General features: G+C 58.6%; 14 protein-coding genes. 6 read left to right on the forward strand and 8 right to left on the reverse strand.

Annotation, left to right across the window (positions count from 1 at the left end; all coding sequences use genetic code 11):
* Window positions 1-112: 112 nt before the first annotated feature.
* The 5 genes from BLT89_RS03345 to BLT89_RS03365 all read right to left on the reverse strand — a co-directional run bounded on the left by BLT89_RS03345 (window position 113) and on the right by BLT89_RS03365 (window position 5,283).
* Window positions 113-1,066 (reverse strand): fumarylacetoacetate hydrolase family protein, encoded by a 954-nt coding sequence (locus tag BLT89_RS03345; RefSeq protein WP_090193094.1) that lies wholly within the window; start codon window positions 1,064-1,066, stop codon window positions 113-115.
* A gap of 263 nt (window positions 1,067-1,329) precedes the next feature.
* Window positions 1,330-1,983, reverse strand: coding sequence for a hypothetical protein (locus BLT89_RS03350; protein ID WP_157718774.1), 654 nt, complete (start codon window positions 1,981-1,983; stop codon window positions 1,330-1,332).
* Window positions 1,932-2,753, reverse strand: coding sequence for a polyphosphate kinase 2 family protein (locus tag BLT89_RS03355; protein WP_172829110.1), 822 nt, complete (start codon window positions 2,751-2,753; stop codon window positions 1,932-1,934). The genes BLT89_RS03350 and BLT89_RS03355 overlap by 52 nt, the downstream gene beginning before the upstream one ends.
* Window positions 2,753-3,760, reverse strand: coding sequence for a nucleoid-associated protein YejK (yejK, locus tag BLT89_RS03360; protein ID WP_090193097.1), 1,008 nt, complete (start codon window positions 3,758-3,760; stop codon window positions 2,753-2,755). The genes BLT89_RS03355 and yejK overlap by 1 nt, the downstream gene beginning before the upstream one ends.
* A 179-nt stretch (window positions 3,761-3,939) precedes the next feature.
* Window positions 3,940-5,283 (reverse strand): TAXI family TRAP transporter solute-binding subunit, encoded by a 1,344-nt coding sequence (locus BLT89_RS03365; protein WP_090193098.1) that lies wholly within the window; start codon window positions 5,281-5,283, stop codon window positions 3,940-3,942.
* Window positions 5,284-5,425: 142 nt separating this feature from the next.
* Here BLT89_RS03365 and BLT89_RS03370 point away from each other — a divergent pair, with 142 nt between their 5' ends.
* From BLT89_RS03370 to BLT89_RS03385, 4 genes are all read left to right on the forward strand, one after another.
* A complete protein-coding gene (locus BLT89_RS03370; protein WP_090193099.1) occupies window positions 5,426-6,127 on the forward strand; it encodes a YebC/PmpR family DNA-binding transcriptional regulator in 702 nt (233 codons plus the stop codon).
* 67 nt (window positions 6,128-6,194) lie between these two features.
* Window positions 6,195-6,716: a hypothetical protein gene (locus tag BLT89_RS03375; protein WP_090193100.1), complete on the forward strand. Its 522-nt coding sequence runs from the start codon at window positions 6,195-6,197 to the stop codon at window positions 6,714-6,716.
* A gap of 61 nt (window positions 6,717-6,777) precedes the next feature.
* Window positions 6,778-7,821 (forward strand): NAD(P)H-dependent flavin oxidoreductase, encoded by a 1,044-nt coding sequence (locus tag BLT89_RS03380; protein WP_090198649.1) that lies wholly within the window; start codon window positions 6,778-6,780, stop codon window positions 7,819-7,821.
* A gap of 212 nt (window positions 7,822-8,033) precedes the next feature.
* Window positions 8,034-8,576 carry an OmpA/MotB family protein gene (locus BLT89_RS03385; RefSeq protein ID WP_090193101.1) on the forward strand — a complete coding sequence of 181 codons (543 nt, stop codon included), beginning with the start codon at window positions 8,034-8,036 and terminating at the stop codon, window positions 8,574-8,576.
* 65 nt (window positions 8,577-8,641) lie between these two features.
* On the opposite strand, the gene BLT89_RS03390 is transcribed toward BLT89_RS03385, so the two are convergent.
* The 3 genes from BLT89_RS03390 to BLT89_RS03400 all read right to left on the reverse strand — a co-directional run bounded on the left by BLT89_RS03390 (window position 8,642) and on the right by BLT89_RS03400 (window position 9,957).
* A complete protein-coding gene (locus BLT89_RS03390) occupies window positions 8,642-8,797 on the reverse strand; it encodes a cbb3-type cytochrome oxidase subunit 3 (RefSeq protein WP_090193102.1) in 156 nt (51 codons plus the stop codon).
* Between the two features lie 51 nt (window positions 8,798-8,848).
* On the reverse strand, window positions 8,849-9,166 hold the full coding sequence (hdeA, locus tag BLT89_RS03395) for an acid-activated periplasmic chaperone HdeA (protein WP_090193103.1): 318 nt from the start codon (window positions 9,164-9,166) through the stop codon (window positions 8,849-8,851).
* Between the two features lie 161 nt (window positions 9,167-9,327).
* On the reverse strand, window positions 9,328-9,957 hold the full coding sequence (locus tag BLT89_RS03400) for a trimeric intracellular cation channel family protein (protein ID WP_090193104.1): 630 nt from the start codon (window positions 9,955-9,957) through the stop codon (window positions 9,328-9,330).
* A gap of 530 nt (window positions 9,958-10,487) precedes the next feature.
* Between BLT89_RS03400 and BLT89_RS03405 the strand changes: the two genes are divergently transcribed.
* Together BLT89_RS03405 and BLT89_RS03410 are read left to right on the forward strand one after the other, a co-directional pair.
* Window positions 10,488-12,515, forward strand: a complete 2,028-nt coding sequence (locus BLT89_RS03405; protein ID WP_090193105.1) for a DUF1302 domain-containing protein — start codon at window positions 10,488-10,490, stop codon at window positions 12,513-12,515.
* Between the two features lie 75 nt (window positions 12,516-12,590).
* Window positions 12,591-13,949: a DUF1329 domain-containing protein gene (locus BLT89_RS03410; RefSeq protein WP_090193106.1), complete on the forward strand. Its 1,359-nt coding sequence runs from the start codon at window positions 12,591-12,593 to the stop codon at window positions 13,947-13,949.
* Window positions 13,950-14,017 lie beyond the last annotated feature (68 nt).

Raw genomic sequence — 14,017 nt, forward strand, 5'->3', positions numbered from 1 at the left:
GGTAAAGCGCAGAGTACCCCGCAGGGTGGGCTTCAGCCCACCGCAGACCGGTACTTATCTAGCTGGTGGGCTGAAGCCCACCCTACACCATTCTTTGGCTGCAGCAGCTGGCTCAGGCTTCAGCCACGATCCGGTTGTGCTGCACGCCCAGATCGATCTTGCCGTCCTCACTGCGAATGCTCGCCGCGACTCTGTCGCCAACCTGCAGATACTGCGTGCGCGCTGCCTGGGCCTTGAGGAACAGTGCCCACTTTTTGGCTTCCGGCAGTAACGCGGCGATGCGCATCTTCGCCGGCGAGGGAATGCTCAGGGCGCAGCCTGCCGGAGTGCCGGTGGCGATCAGGTCACCGGGCGCCAGATCCTGCACACCTGCCAGTTCGTTGAGGGTGGCGACCGGGCCATGCACCAGATTGGCGGTGCTGTCGTTCTGGCGTATCTGGCCATTTACCGTCAACTTCAGTTGCAGCTTTTTCAGGTAGGGCATGTCTTGCGCTTCCAGCAGGCACAGCCAGGGGCCGACCGGGCCGAAGGTGCGGAAACTCTTGCCCTTGTAGAACTGCATCTGCGGAATCTGGATGTCGCGCGCCGAGTAGTCATTGACGATCACCAGAGCGGCGATGAACTGGTGCAGGTTCTGCTCGCTGACCGTCACCTTGCCGCTGATCTCGCGGCGCATGACCAGGCCCAGCTCGATCTCGTAATCGAGGAACCTGACGCTCGAGGGCTTGATCACCTCGCTGTCGGCAGCACAGATGCAGCTCTGCGCCTTGGTGAAGATCATGTTGTAGTTCTTTGCGTCCGGGTTCATCCCCGATTCGATCATGTGCTGGCGGTAGTTGGCGCCCTGGCAGACGAACTGCTGGTTGCGGGTTACCGGCGACAGCAGGCTGACGTCAGCCAGATTCAGTTCGGCGACTGGCAGGGCCTGGAGTTCACTGATAGTCATGCCCTGGATCAGCTCGCCGGTGGTGGCGTAGTCGCCCGGTATGGGGGCGATCTGTTGCCCGTGAAGGACGCCCCAGCGGGCCTGGTTCTGCTGTTCGAAACGAACGATGTTGATCGCCATGCAAGTGCTCCCGGGGTTGTCTGGGCATTATTTGTTGTTGTAGATGCTTTTGTAGGAGCGGGCTTGCCCGCGATGGCTCATCAAGTACCGCATCGCGGGCAAGCCTGCTCCTGCAGGGCAGGTCGATCGGCCGGGGCATGGGCAAGAGTTCCCCGGCGGGATAGCTGGAAAGTAATCCGGTCTGAGATCCGCCTTGAATACCCGTTGCTGGAATCTCGCCAGGGATATTCGAGGGAAGCCCGGCCGAGTATGCCTGTTTGCTACTAAGGCCTGATGACTTCAGGTAGGTCTGAATCGCCCTTTACCACATAGCCGCTCTTGAGGTTCTGTATCCACAGTACGCGCTCATCAACAGTCAGCATCGTAGTGTTATGACGAACATAGGCGATGCGATGAAGGCCGTCATTGCCTTTAAGGATGCGAGCTATTTCGTATTGGTCTGTTTGTCCTGGACAATCCTTGACAGACCACTCGTATAACGTACTGAAAGTGTCTGTTTCGATAACTGCCCATTTGGTCGTCGGGCAGATTGCTGCCACTTTCTGGTACAGCCCTTTTACCCAGTCGGTGGTCGAGTAATGCTGATTTTCCATGAACTGGATGGAAAAGATTCTCTCCCAGCTGTCCGCGGCCTGATCCTTGGGAATGAACTCGACCAAAGTCATAGTTCCGCGTCGATCAATAACGGTGGCAGTTTTCCATTCAGAAAGATTGACCGGGACATAGACCGTTTCAAGTGGAGTGTTAGCGCATCCAGCCATAAGTGCAGCGCCTATGGCGGTAACAAACGAGCGTGACAGGTGGTTCATGATTTTCCCTTTCATGACGATTTCAAATTCCATTTGCTTGATACAACTGCTTTCGATCAGTTTATTTCTAGCTCCTCCAGCGTAAACGGCAATGGCGGTAGCGGCCATTGCTGGTCGAGTGCTTCGAACTGCCGGGCCAGCAGGCTGCCGAGCAGCAGGTTGCGCAGCCATTTGTGATCTGCCGGCAGTACGTACCAGGGCGCAGCCTCGTGCTGGCTGTTTTGCAGTACAGCAGCCCATTCAGCCTGCAGCTGGTCGAAGCAGCGGTGCGCCGGCAGGTCGCTGGCGTTGATTTTCCAGTGCTTGTGTGGGTTGAGCAGGCGCTTCTTCAGGCGTGCATGTTGCTCTGCCCTGGAGATCTGCAGGTAGACCTTGAGCAGCAGGGTGCCGCTGGCGGTGATTTCATCCTCAAAGCCGGCAATTTGTTGCAGCCGAGCGGGTACGTCCTCCGGCTGGATAAAGCCGTCGCGCAGGTCGCTGACCACGCCTTCATAGGGCGTGCGGTTGAAAATGCCGATGCTACCGGTGACCGGCAGTTGGCGCCGGTAGCGGCTGAGAAAGTCTTCGTTGAGCTCGTCGGGTGTCGGCTGGCGGAAGTTGCTGATCCGCACGCCCTGCGGGTTGAGGCCGCGAAACAGATGGCGGATCACGCCGTCCTTGCCCGAGCAGTCCGGGCCTTGCAGCCAGATCAGCACAGCCTGCTTGCGATTGGCCCAGAGCAGTTGCTGCTGCTCGTCGAGGTACTGCTTGATGGTTTGCAGTTGGCCGATACTGCCGGCTTTATCCAGACCGAAATCGCGCGCCGGATCGCCTGCCAGTGGCGCTGCCGGATTGCAGCGGCAGCTGTCGAGCAGGGCATCGGGCAGGCGCTCAAGCATCAGTCTTTCCTGCGCTTGAGCTGGTCGCGTAGCTGGGTCGGCAGCTGGCGGATGATCAGCTGGTCACGGGCTTCGTCGTACTCGATTTTCGAGCCGAGCAGATGCGCATCGAAGCTGATCGACAGGCCTTCGGCGCGTCCGGTGAAGCGGCGGAACTGGCTGAGGGTGCGCTTGTCGGCGGGAATCTCCGGCGACAGGCCGTAGTCCTTGTTGCGGATATGGTCGTAGAAGGCTTGCGGGCGCTCCTCGTCGATCAGGCCCGAGAGTTCGCGCAGGGTCATCGGTTCGCCGATGCGGGACTGGCTGGTGGCGTAGTCGATCAGCGTGTCGGTTTTCTCGCGGGTCTGCTCTTCGGCCAGATCCTCGCTTTCGACGAAGTCGCTGAACGCCTTGAGCAGCGTGCGGGTTTCGCCGGGAGCATCGACGCCTTCCTGGCAGCCGATGAAATCGCGGAAGTACTCCGAGACTTTCTTGCCATTCTTGCCCTTGATAAAGGAAATGTACTGGCGGGATTGCGCGTTGTTGCGCCATTCGGAGAGGTTGATGCGCGCCGCCAGATGCAGTTGCGACAGGTCGAGGTGACGCGCCGGTTCCACGTCCAGCGCCTCGGTGACGGTGACGCCTTCGCTGTGGTGCAGCAGGGCGATCGCCAGATAGTCGGTCATGCCTTGCTGGTAATGCGCCAGCAGCACATGGCCGCCGACCGACAGGTTGGATTCTTCCATGAGCTTCTTCAGCTGCTCGACTGCCTTGCGGCTGAACTGGGCGAAATTCTCGCTGTCTTCCAGATATAGCTTCAGCCAGCCGCTGAACGGGTAGGCACCGGATTCTGCATGGAAGAAGCCCCAGGCTTTGCCCTGTTTGGCGTTGTAGCTTTCGTTGAGGTCAGCCAGCAGGTTTTCCATGGCCGCCGAATTGCCCAGCTCGGTTTCGCGGGCGTGCAGGATGGCTGGCGTGCCGTCGGGTTTCTTTTCGATCAGGTGGACGATGCAATGGCGGATCGGCATGGGGACTCGGTGCTCGGTACGTCGGGAGCGGCAGTTTAACAGGCGGATGGGTAAACGCTGCGGATGCTGATCTCGGCGCTGCGGGTAGCGCATCTTTTGTAGGAGCGAGCTTGCTCGCGAAGCTCTGGCGCGGCCTGGATCGCGAGCAAGCTCGCTCCTGCAAGTTGAGTGCACTTATCTCAAATGCCGGAACCGGCTACTTGCCTCTGCTTTTGCTGCAATGCCTTGAGCCGTTCGATCACATAGCGCAGATGCACATGCAGTTCATACAGTTCGCTGGAGTAGGACAGCGGCACATCGACCTTGGCCAGTTCATCTTCCAGCCCTTCCAGCCTGACGATCTCCGCATCCAGCTGCGCGGGCAGGGTACCGGCGTTGAGCTGCTGGTCGATCTCGCGCAGGTGCTTGTACCAGCGATAGATGCGCGCGCGGATGCGCCAGCGGTACAGCGGGCCGACGGCCTTGAACAGCGGGATCAGTACCACCAGCAGCGGGATCAGCAGAATGATGTAGCGATCAGCCAGCGAGGCGATGCGGAACGGCAGGTAGCGCTGCAGCAGCGGCAGGCCTTTCTGGTAGTAGTGCGCGGCATCGGAGGACAGTGCGAAGGTGGTCGGCTCGGCACTCGGATAGGCGCCGGGCGGGTCCAGCAGGGTGCCGTCGTGCATGACGTCGCGGGCCGCCTGCAGGATGAGCGCCACCAGTGCCGGGTTGAATTCCTCATTGATTACCAGCGTGGCGACCGGCGACAGGGTGGTGATGTCCTGGTGTGGCGAGTTGTGCGCCAGACTCAGCAGGCCTTCGCCAACCTTGACATGCCGCAGAAACGGAATGCGCGCCTCATAGGCGGCAGCCCGGCGGAAATTGGCCAGCTGCAGTTGCGGGCTGGCTGCCAGTCTCTGGATCAGCGGGCTGTCGGGTGGCGCGACAAAAAACGCGGCATCCAGATCGCCGGCCAGCAGATTGTCGGCGGCGCTTTTGCCTCCGATGGCCTGCCAGCTTGCGGAGTAATCGGCCGGCGCTATCTGGTTGGCCTGCAGAATGGCCCGGGTGACTTCTTCGGTGCCGCTGTTGGCCGAGCCCAACCCGACCCGCAGTTTGCGCAGGTCGGCAATGCCTTGCACCTCATGCTGGCTGCGATAGAACAGCCACAGCGGTTCCTGATAGATTGCGCCGAGGCTTTGCAGACGTTCACGCTGTGGCACATCGAGCTGGCGCTCCAGCCCGCTTTGCACCATGGCCAGGCTGACATCGCTGTCCTCCTTGAGCAGGCGCTGCAGGTTATCCCGCGAGCCGGAGGTGTTGACCAGTTGCAGGTCAAAGCCCTGTTTGGCCAGCTCCACCTGCAGTTGCTCGCCAAACGCGGCATAACCGCTACCGGCCGGGCCGGTGGCCAGGGACGCGGACATCGGTGGTGGTGGTGCCACGAACAGAAATACCGCACCGATCAATCCGCCGAGCACCGGCAGAATCCAGGCATTGGTGAAGATGATGATTTTCAGATCATTGAGCAGGCGCGGCATGGCAGGTTCCGGTTGGCGGGTGGGTTCAGCAAGAATAGCCAGCTGGGCGGCAATACGCTTAAAGCATTAACATAAGATACAAGCGCGCAGGGTCATTTGCGCTGCGCAGCTACCATCGATTTGAATCAAGAGAGCGGCAGTCATGGGTGCACAGTGGAAAGTAAAGGGTAAGGAAGCAGCGGCCAATGCGCGGGGCAAGATTTTTGGCAAGCTGGCCAAGGAAATTGCCATCGCGGCGCGAGCCGGTGCCGATGTGGATATGAATCCGCGCCTGCGGCTGGTGGTCGAGCAGGCGAAAAAAGCCTCGATGCCCAAGGAAACCCTGGAGCGCGCGATCAAGAAGGGCGCCGGTCTGCTGGGTGATGCGGTGCACTATGAGCGGCTCATCTATGAAGGCTTTGCCCCGCATCAGGTGCCGCTGATCGTCGAGTGCCTGACCGACAACATCAAGCGCACCGTGGCGGAGATCCGCGTGCTGTTCCGCAAGGGCCAGCTGGGCGCTTCGGGTTCGGTCGCCTGGGACTTTGATCATCTGGGCATGATCGAGGCTTCACCCGTCACGCCGGATGCCGACCCGGAGCTGGCCGCCATCGAAGCCGGGGCACAGGATTTCGAACCGGCTGAAGAAGGCGCTACGCTGTTTCTCACCGACTCCTCCGATCTGGATGCGGTCTGCCGCGCCTTGCCGGAGTTCGGTTTCAGTGTGAATTCGGCGGAGCTGGGTTATCGTTCGAAAAACCCGGTCAGCCTGAGCGGGGCCGAGCTGGAGGAGGTCGAGGCTTTCCTCGCGGCCATTGATGCGCACGATGATGTGCAGAATATGTATGTGGGGCTGGCGGAGTAACTTTCACGCAGCCCGTGGTCCGGGTGCCGGACGGCTCAGGCACCCTCCCGGACAGGAGGCAAGCAAGATGGATGAATCAGGCAACGCTGGTGCACCGCGCAAGCTGAAATTCTACAAACTGTTCTTTCCCTTTCTGATCCTGCTGGCGCTCGGCGGTGTCGGTTATACCGACATCAATCCGGCGCGCAGCCACCTCTACTGGCTGGCCATGGTGCCGGTATTTGCCGGCGCCTGCCTGCTGCTCGAGTGGCTGCAGGAGCACAACCGCGGGCTGCACTGGGCTGCAGTGCTGCGGGCCCAGTTGATGCTCTGGTTGAGCCTGCTGGTCGGGGTGTTTCTGGTATACGTGCTGCTGCATTCAGGACGACTGGATAACGAGAATGCCGGCCTGATCGTGTTGCTGTTGCTGGCGATGACGGTGTTTGCCGCCGGGCTGCAACTGGGGCCGCTGGTCATGCTGCTTGGTGGTTTTCTCGCCCTGTCGCTGGTGCTGGCGGCTTATATCGAGAGTTACGTCTGGCTGATCATGCTCGGCTTTGTCGTCGGCATTGGCGTTCTGTCTTATCTGTACAGCCGGCGCAATGCCTGATCCGGCAAGCTGAAGCGGTGTGCAACAGCGGCCAGCCAGGCCCACTACAGGAAGCGCAATGATGAGCTTGCAACAACTGCTCGGCATCGAACTGCCCATCATCCAGGCACCGATGGCCGGGGTGCAGGATCACCGCCTGGCAGCGGCAGTGAGCAACGCCGGCGGGCTGGGCTCGCTACCGGCGGCATTGCTCAGTCTGGAAGCCCTGCGCAGTGAGTTGGTTATGCTCAAGGCGCAGACCGCCCGCCCGTTCAGTGTGAATTTTTTCTGTCATCAGCCGGTCGCAGTCGATGCGCAACGCGAGGCGGCCTGGCGGCAGGCGCTGGCGCCCTATTACCGCGAACTGGGGCTGGACGTGGCGAAAATCCCGGAGGGTCCCGGGCGTGCACCGTTCAGTGCCGAAGCGGCGGAGCTGCTGGCTGAATTTCGCCCCGCGGTAGTGAGTTTTCATTTCGGCCTGCCGGCACCGGATTTGCTTGAGCTGGTACGGGTTTGCGGAGCAAAGATCATCGCTTCGGCGACCACCGTCGCCGAGGCTCTGTGGCTGCAGGAGCGCGGTGTCGACGCGATCATTGCCCAGGGGCTGGAAGCCGGCGGGCATCGCGGGCATTTTCTCTCGGAGGATCTGACCGAGCAGGCCGGGACTTTCGCACTGCTGCCGCGCATCGTGCAGGCGGTTGAGCTGCCGGTGATTGCTGCAGGCGGCATTGCCGATGCGCAGGCTGTGCGCGCAGCCATGGCGCTGGGCGCTGCCGGAGTGCAGGTCGGCAGTGCCTACCTGCTGTGTCCGGAAGCCACTACCAGTGCCGTGCACCGCGCCGCACTGCAAAGCCCGGCTGCCGGGCATACGGCGCTGACCAATCTGTTTAGCGGCCGCCCGGCACGCGCCATCGTCAACCGGCTGGTGCGCGAACTCGGCCCGTTGAGCCCGCTGGCACCGGCGTTTCCCATGGCTGTCGGCGCGCTCGTGCCTTTGCGTAGCCATTCGGAAGCTCTTGGAATCGGTGACTTCTCGCCACTCTGGTGTGGCCAGAATGCCAGCGGTTGTCGTGCCGTCGGCGCTGCCCGGTTGACGCTGGAGCTGGCGGCCGGCGTTGCGCCTTGAGCCAGTAAATCCGGCCCGGCAATAGATCGTTTTGGTCCAGGAGCACGCTTGCGGGTGCTGCTTTTTGCAAACCGCATCGCCGGCTATTCACGCCTGAATTGGTCCGGATCAATAAAACATGGTTTTTCATCGACTACGCTGGTTCGGCCGGTTGTCCGCTATGCTGGCTTTCAGGGCTGTACAAGGCTCGTCAATACAATCAGGGATCAGTGATGAAAAAATCAGGCAAGAAAATCTGTTTCGGCGCTGCCATCGTGGCGCTGGTGATGCTGGGTGGTTGCGTATCAAAGAGTGATTACGACGGCTTGCAGCAGGAATACGACATCCTGAAAAACGAGTTCAATGCCGATCAGGCGCAGATCACTCTGCTTAATGGCGAGTTGAAGGTGACGATGGTCAATCAGGTGTTGTTCCCGGAGGGCGGTTACCGGCTTAGTGCTTCGGCCAGGGAAGTGCTCGCCAAGCTGGTGCCATCGTTATCCAATTTCAAGAACACCAGGATCGTGGTGGATGGCTATACCGACAACGTGCCGATCGGGCCGGAGCTGCAGCGCGAAGGTATTTCGTCCAACCTGCAGTTGTCATCTAGGCGCGCTGACGGCGTGGTCGAGTATCTGGTCAAGCAGGGCGTCAATCCGGACCTGATATCCGCCCAGGGTTTTGGTGAAGCGCATCCGGTGGCTTCGAACCAGACTGCCGAAGGCCGCGCTCAGAACCGTCGTATCGAAGTGACTTTGGTCGGGCCGGGGACCTGAGCGGGCAAGACACATTTGCTCAGGCAAGACTTCTGCCGGTGCTGCCAGCCGAAGTCTTGCCGTAGTTAATCCTGCTTGCGCCCGTCCTGGTCGTGGGCATCGTCCTCAAAGGGAATGGCGGCATCCTCTTCAAAGCGCGCCTTGCGCTTTTTACCGAAGGCCCAGAACACAGCACCGGCCAGAACCAGCAAGGCAATGAAGTGGTAGATGGTGAATTGCATTGCGTGATCCTCAGGTAAAAGGCTCCCGCCGGACCGGCGGGAGCTGACGGCTCAAACGGCTTTCTTGACCTTGGCCCAGGCTGCCTTGAGCTTGTCCATAAAAGACGATTGCGGTTCCTCGGTGCAGACCTGAACCAGCATCGGAGTGACACTGGCAATGCCATCTACATCGAGTACGGCATCTTCGACCTTGCCTTTGTTGTTGAGTGCTTCACCCACTGCTACTGCCGTAGGCTGGAAGCTCTCGTCAACTGCGAGAAAGTCGGCACAGGTCCAGGTTGCCATGGGCTTGCCGCTACTGCCCATAGCCATGGTCATTGAGCTGGCAGTAACAAACATTGCCGCAATCAACAGGCGTTGACCTTTCATTGCTGTCTCCTTGATTCATATTGGGGTGTCTGGCAGCGGGCAGAAGCGGGTATCTGCCCGTCAAGTGTAGAAACTAGCGAGCAGGGCCTGCGCTTTCAAGGCGTCTGGCCAATGCAGTCAGGTTTGGCTGACCCAGATCAAGGATTGCCGGAGGATCCTGTCTAGCCGTTCAGATGACTGGGCAAGGTCAGCCATTTGGGCATGCGCCAGTGCCGGTAGATGGCCAGTGAGCGGAAGGCAAAGGTAAAGCCGACGCCGCCAATGCTGGTCAGCAGTGTCTTGCCGAATAGCCCGAGCAAGCCAAGATAGAGCAGGCTGCCGGCAATGATGGTGCTGACGTAGATCTCATGGCTGAGCAGCAGGTTCTGCCGTTGTGCCAGCACATCACGAATCAGCCCGCCGCCAATTGCGGTAAGGGTGGCCATGACCACGGCAACCGGTGCGGAAAACTCCATCAAAAGCGCCTTGTCGATGGCCTGCACACCGAATAGCGCAATGCCGAAGGCATCCAGATAGAGAATCGCCAGCAGGACGCTTTCAGCGCGCATATAGCGCTCGAAGGAGAAGGCCAGCAGCGAGGCGACAATGGCGATCCACACGAAGTTGAAATCCACCACCCAGAACACCGGGGTATCCAGCAGCAGGTCGCGCAGCGTACCGCCGCCGATGGCAGTGACCACGCCCATGAAAGTCAGGCCGATGACGTCCATATCCTTGCGCGCCACGGCCAGTACGCCGGACATGGCAAAGGCGGCGGTGGCGGCCATGCCGATAACATAGTTGATGGTCATAGCAAGGTTGGCCCGGTTGGCTGCTGCGCTGGGGGAGAGTAATGGAGATGCTGCATTGTGCCTGAAGTGTAAACCGTACCTGGCCGGAACGGCGTGATCGCAGAGTTTCACCTGTACGAATGGACACCGGCAAAGTCATGACAACAGAGTCAGGGTTGATGGGGCGTGGGCATTGCCCGAAGGGCCGTTTCGGTGTGCTGCGACTCGCTTCGTGATTGCTGTGCAGCACCCATTTTGGCGAGGTCAGGCTGCAAATGCGGGCAACGAAAACGGCGGCTGGTAGGGAAGTGATTTGGTTCTGGAATGGCAAGTGCGCTACAGGCTGCCTCCGTCATTTTGGTGACGATTTCCCTGCTATTGGTCATGCGCGACTATTAATTGACTTTTTGTCGAGTTGTTAAAATCAATTCGAGATTTCTGTTTCATTTGACCGAAACATGCGGTAAAAATTAGCACCGCTTCTATTCTCAGGCGGGAATAGCTGCTGCAACCGACAGCATCAACATAAAAACAAAGGGTGGGTAAGCGCCATGCAAAACAACAAGATTCAGCCATTCAATTTCCGCAGGGGCCTGCTCGCTTCTGCTGTAGTCGCCGGAATGGGCGTCTCCAGCGTGCAGGCCATCGAGATCGATACCGGCAACGAAGACCTCGCGGTCCGTTTCGATAACACCTTCAAGTACAACTACGGCGTGCGTACCGAAAACGCCGACAAGACCATGCTGGCTACGCCGAACAGCAACGACGGTGACTACAACTTCCGTCATGCCGGTACCAACATCACCAACCGTCTCGATATCCTTACCGAGTTTGATGTGGTCTACAAAGACTCCATGGGCTTTCGTCTGAGTGCCGCCAGCTGGTATGACAAGGCTTATGATAATGTCGGTAGCAACTCCAACCCTTTCGTTAACGGAGCAGGCCAAGGGAACGCTTTGGGGGCCACTTCGCAGCTGGTTGGCGGGCAAAACCCGGCACAGATAAACCCGTTCATCAACACCTATGGCGCGACCAACCCGAGTTCGCATCTGAGCAATAATGCCCAGCGTTACTACAGTGGTCCGTCGGGCGAAATCCTTGACGCCTTTGTCTTCTACAGCACGGAAGTGGGCGAAGAGTCCCTGATGAGCATGAAGGCAGGCCAGACCACCAACTTCTGGGGCGAAACCCTGCTCAACCCGATCCACTCGGTCAGTTACGGCCAGTCCGGTCTCGATATTGCCAAGCTTGCTGGTTCGCCAGGCACCGAAGCCAAAGAATTGCTGATGCCGCGTAACCAGTTGTACGGAAGCTTTACCCTCAACTCCGAATGGACTTTTGGTGCCCAGTACTTCCTCGACTGGCGCGCTGCGCGTCTGCCTGACGCGGGCACCTACTACGGTGGTTCGGATGTGATTGACCAGGGCGGTCAGTCCTTCCTGCTTGGTGGTACCTACGATGGCGTACTGCCTTCAAACCAGTTGAGTACTGTAACCCGTGGTCATGACTACACGCCGGATAACACCGGTGATTTTGGTCTTATGGCCAAGTGGGCGCCCGAGTGGCTGGATGGCACCCTTGGTGCTTACTACCGCAATACTTCCGATATTCTGCCGCAGACCTACCTGAGCGCGCCGAATGTCAAAGCTAATGTTACTCCTCCATTAGTTAACCTCCCGGCTCAGGCGGGTGGTGATCTGGTCAACACGCTGTCAGATTCCTACTATGGGCTTGCCTATGGTGATGACATCGATATCTACGGTCTCAGCCTGTCGAAAAACTTTGGCGGCGTCAGTGTCGGTAGTGATCTGAACTATCGTCACAATATGCCACTGGCCAGCATTACCACCATTTTCAGTCCTGATCTTTACAGCGGGGTTCCAGTCTCTATTGGTGGTGTTAATACTCCAATATTTGCAGTGCCTCCGCGTACGGCGGGTACTGGTGTGGTCAATGATGCCTATGCTGACAACAACACCTTCGCAACCGGCGATACCCTGCACCTGGTTATCAATGGCCTGACCACCTTTGCCGATACGCCGGTGTTTGATTCGGCGGTACTTCTTGGCGAGGTTTACAGCAGCTACCTGGTCAGTCTGGATGACAAGAACTCGGCCTTGTACAAGGGCAAAGGTACCTACCATGGCATTGACAAGCCTACCCGTAGCAACGTGGGTATTGCAGTCAACTTCACTCCGACCTGGTATCAGGTTTTCCCAGGTGTTGATATGACGGCTCCGTTTTCAATCAACACAGGTATCGACGGCAACTCCCCGGTACAAGGCGGCGGTTCACGGGATACCGGAAACTATGCTATCGGTGTAGGTGCTCAGGTTTATAACAAGTACTTTGTTGACCTCAAATATGTCGATGCGTTCGGCAGGACTGATAAGTGCAATGATTCACCAGCATTCACTTCCGCAGGTTCCTCTCCTGTTGGCGATGGCGCGACACCGAACGGGCTGGCGGTTAACGAAGGCTACACTTGCTACGAAGGCGGCTACTCGTCCTTCTCCGGCAGTGCTGCAACTATCGAAGACCGTGGCGCGGTATATCTGACATTCAAGACTACAATCTGATACGAAGCTGATTCAGCCTGAACTCGGCAGCGCCTGCGGGCGCTGCTTATAAAAACAAGCAGGAGAAACTCTACGATGACATTCGTGAAAACCTTGATGGCTGCTTCGCTGGCGCTGGCTTTTGCTGGTGCGGCGCAGGCCGCTGTATCGCTGCAGGAAGCCGAGAAACTCGGTACTACCCTGACCGGAATGGGCGCCGAGCGCGCCGCTAACGCCGATGGTTCGATTCCCGAGTACACCGGCGGTGTAACCGTGGCCCCGGCCGGCTTCAATGCGGGCGATTCCTATCGTCCGGATCCTTTTGCAAGCGAGAAGCCGATTCTGGTTATCGACCAGAGCAATCTGGCCGAATACAAGGACAAGCTGACAGCTACCACTGCCGAACTGGTCAAGCGTTACCCGACTTATAAAGTGAATGTGTACCCGACCCATCGCTCGGTATGGGTGCCCAAGGCCAACCTGGATAACACCAAGCTCAACGCGGTTTCAGCCAAGCTGGTCGATGACGGTAACGGCGTGGACAATGCCTTGCCCGGCGTACCTTTCCCGATCCCGCAAAATGGCAATGAAGCCATGTGGAACCACCTGTTGCGCTATATCGGCCTGACCATCACCAGTAAGTTTGACAACTGGAACGTTGACAGTGCCGGTGTACCGACTCTGGCGACCACGGGTGTGGGTTACGTGAACAGCGAAATCTACGAAGACATGTCCAAGGTCATGGGTCCGAAGGATATTTTCTACCGTATCAAGCTTTACTACACCGGCCCGGCCCGTCGTGCCGGTGAAGCCATCCTGGTTCAGGATGCGGTCAACACCAAGGTGCAACCACGTCGCGCCTGGCAGTATCTGCCTGGTCAGCGCCGGGTGAAACTGGCTCCGGATCTGGCATACGACACGCCAAACCCGGGTTCGGCTGGTGCTTCGACCTACGATGACACCTTCGTCTTCTCCGGTGCTCTGGATCGCTTTGACTGGAAACTGGTAGGCAAGAAGGAAGTGTATGTGCCTTATAACGCCTACAGGCTGGCATACGGCAAAGATGCCAAGGCTCTGGTAACGGCAAACCATATTGCACCCGATGAAGTCCGTTGGGAGAAGCATCGCATGTGGGTAGTCGAGGCCACGCTGAAGCCTGGCAAGCGGCATATCTACCACAAGCGCACCGTTTATCTTGATGAGGATTCATGGGTGGCTCTGGCTTCCGATATGTACGATGCCCGTGGCGACCTGTATCGCGGTTCCTTTGCCTTCCTGGCACCGAGCTACGACGTAGGCGTGCCTAACGCAACACCACACATGATCTATGACCTGATCGGTGGTAGCTACACCATCTCCGGTCTGGTTGGTCCGTATGGTGGCGTCAAGTACATCGACAATCTCTCCAAAGCCAAGTGGACTCCTCAGGCCCTCGCAGGTGCCGGTATCCGCTGATTGCGTGCTGTTGATTTCCAATTCTGTGCTTGACTGTCATTTGAGCGTTCCCACTTGAGGGTGGGAAC

Origin of the sequence: Pseudomonas pohangensis (assembly GCF_900105995.1) — a bacterium.
GTDB lineage: Bacteria > Pseudomonadota > Gammaproteobacteria > Pseudomonadales > Pseudomonadaceae > Aquipseudomonas > Aquipseudomonas pohangensis.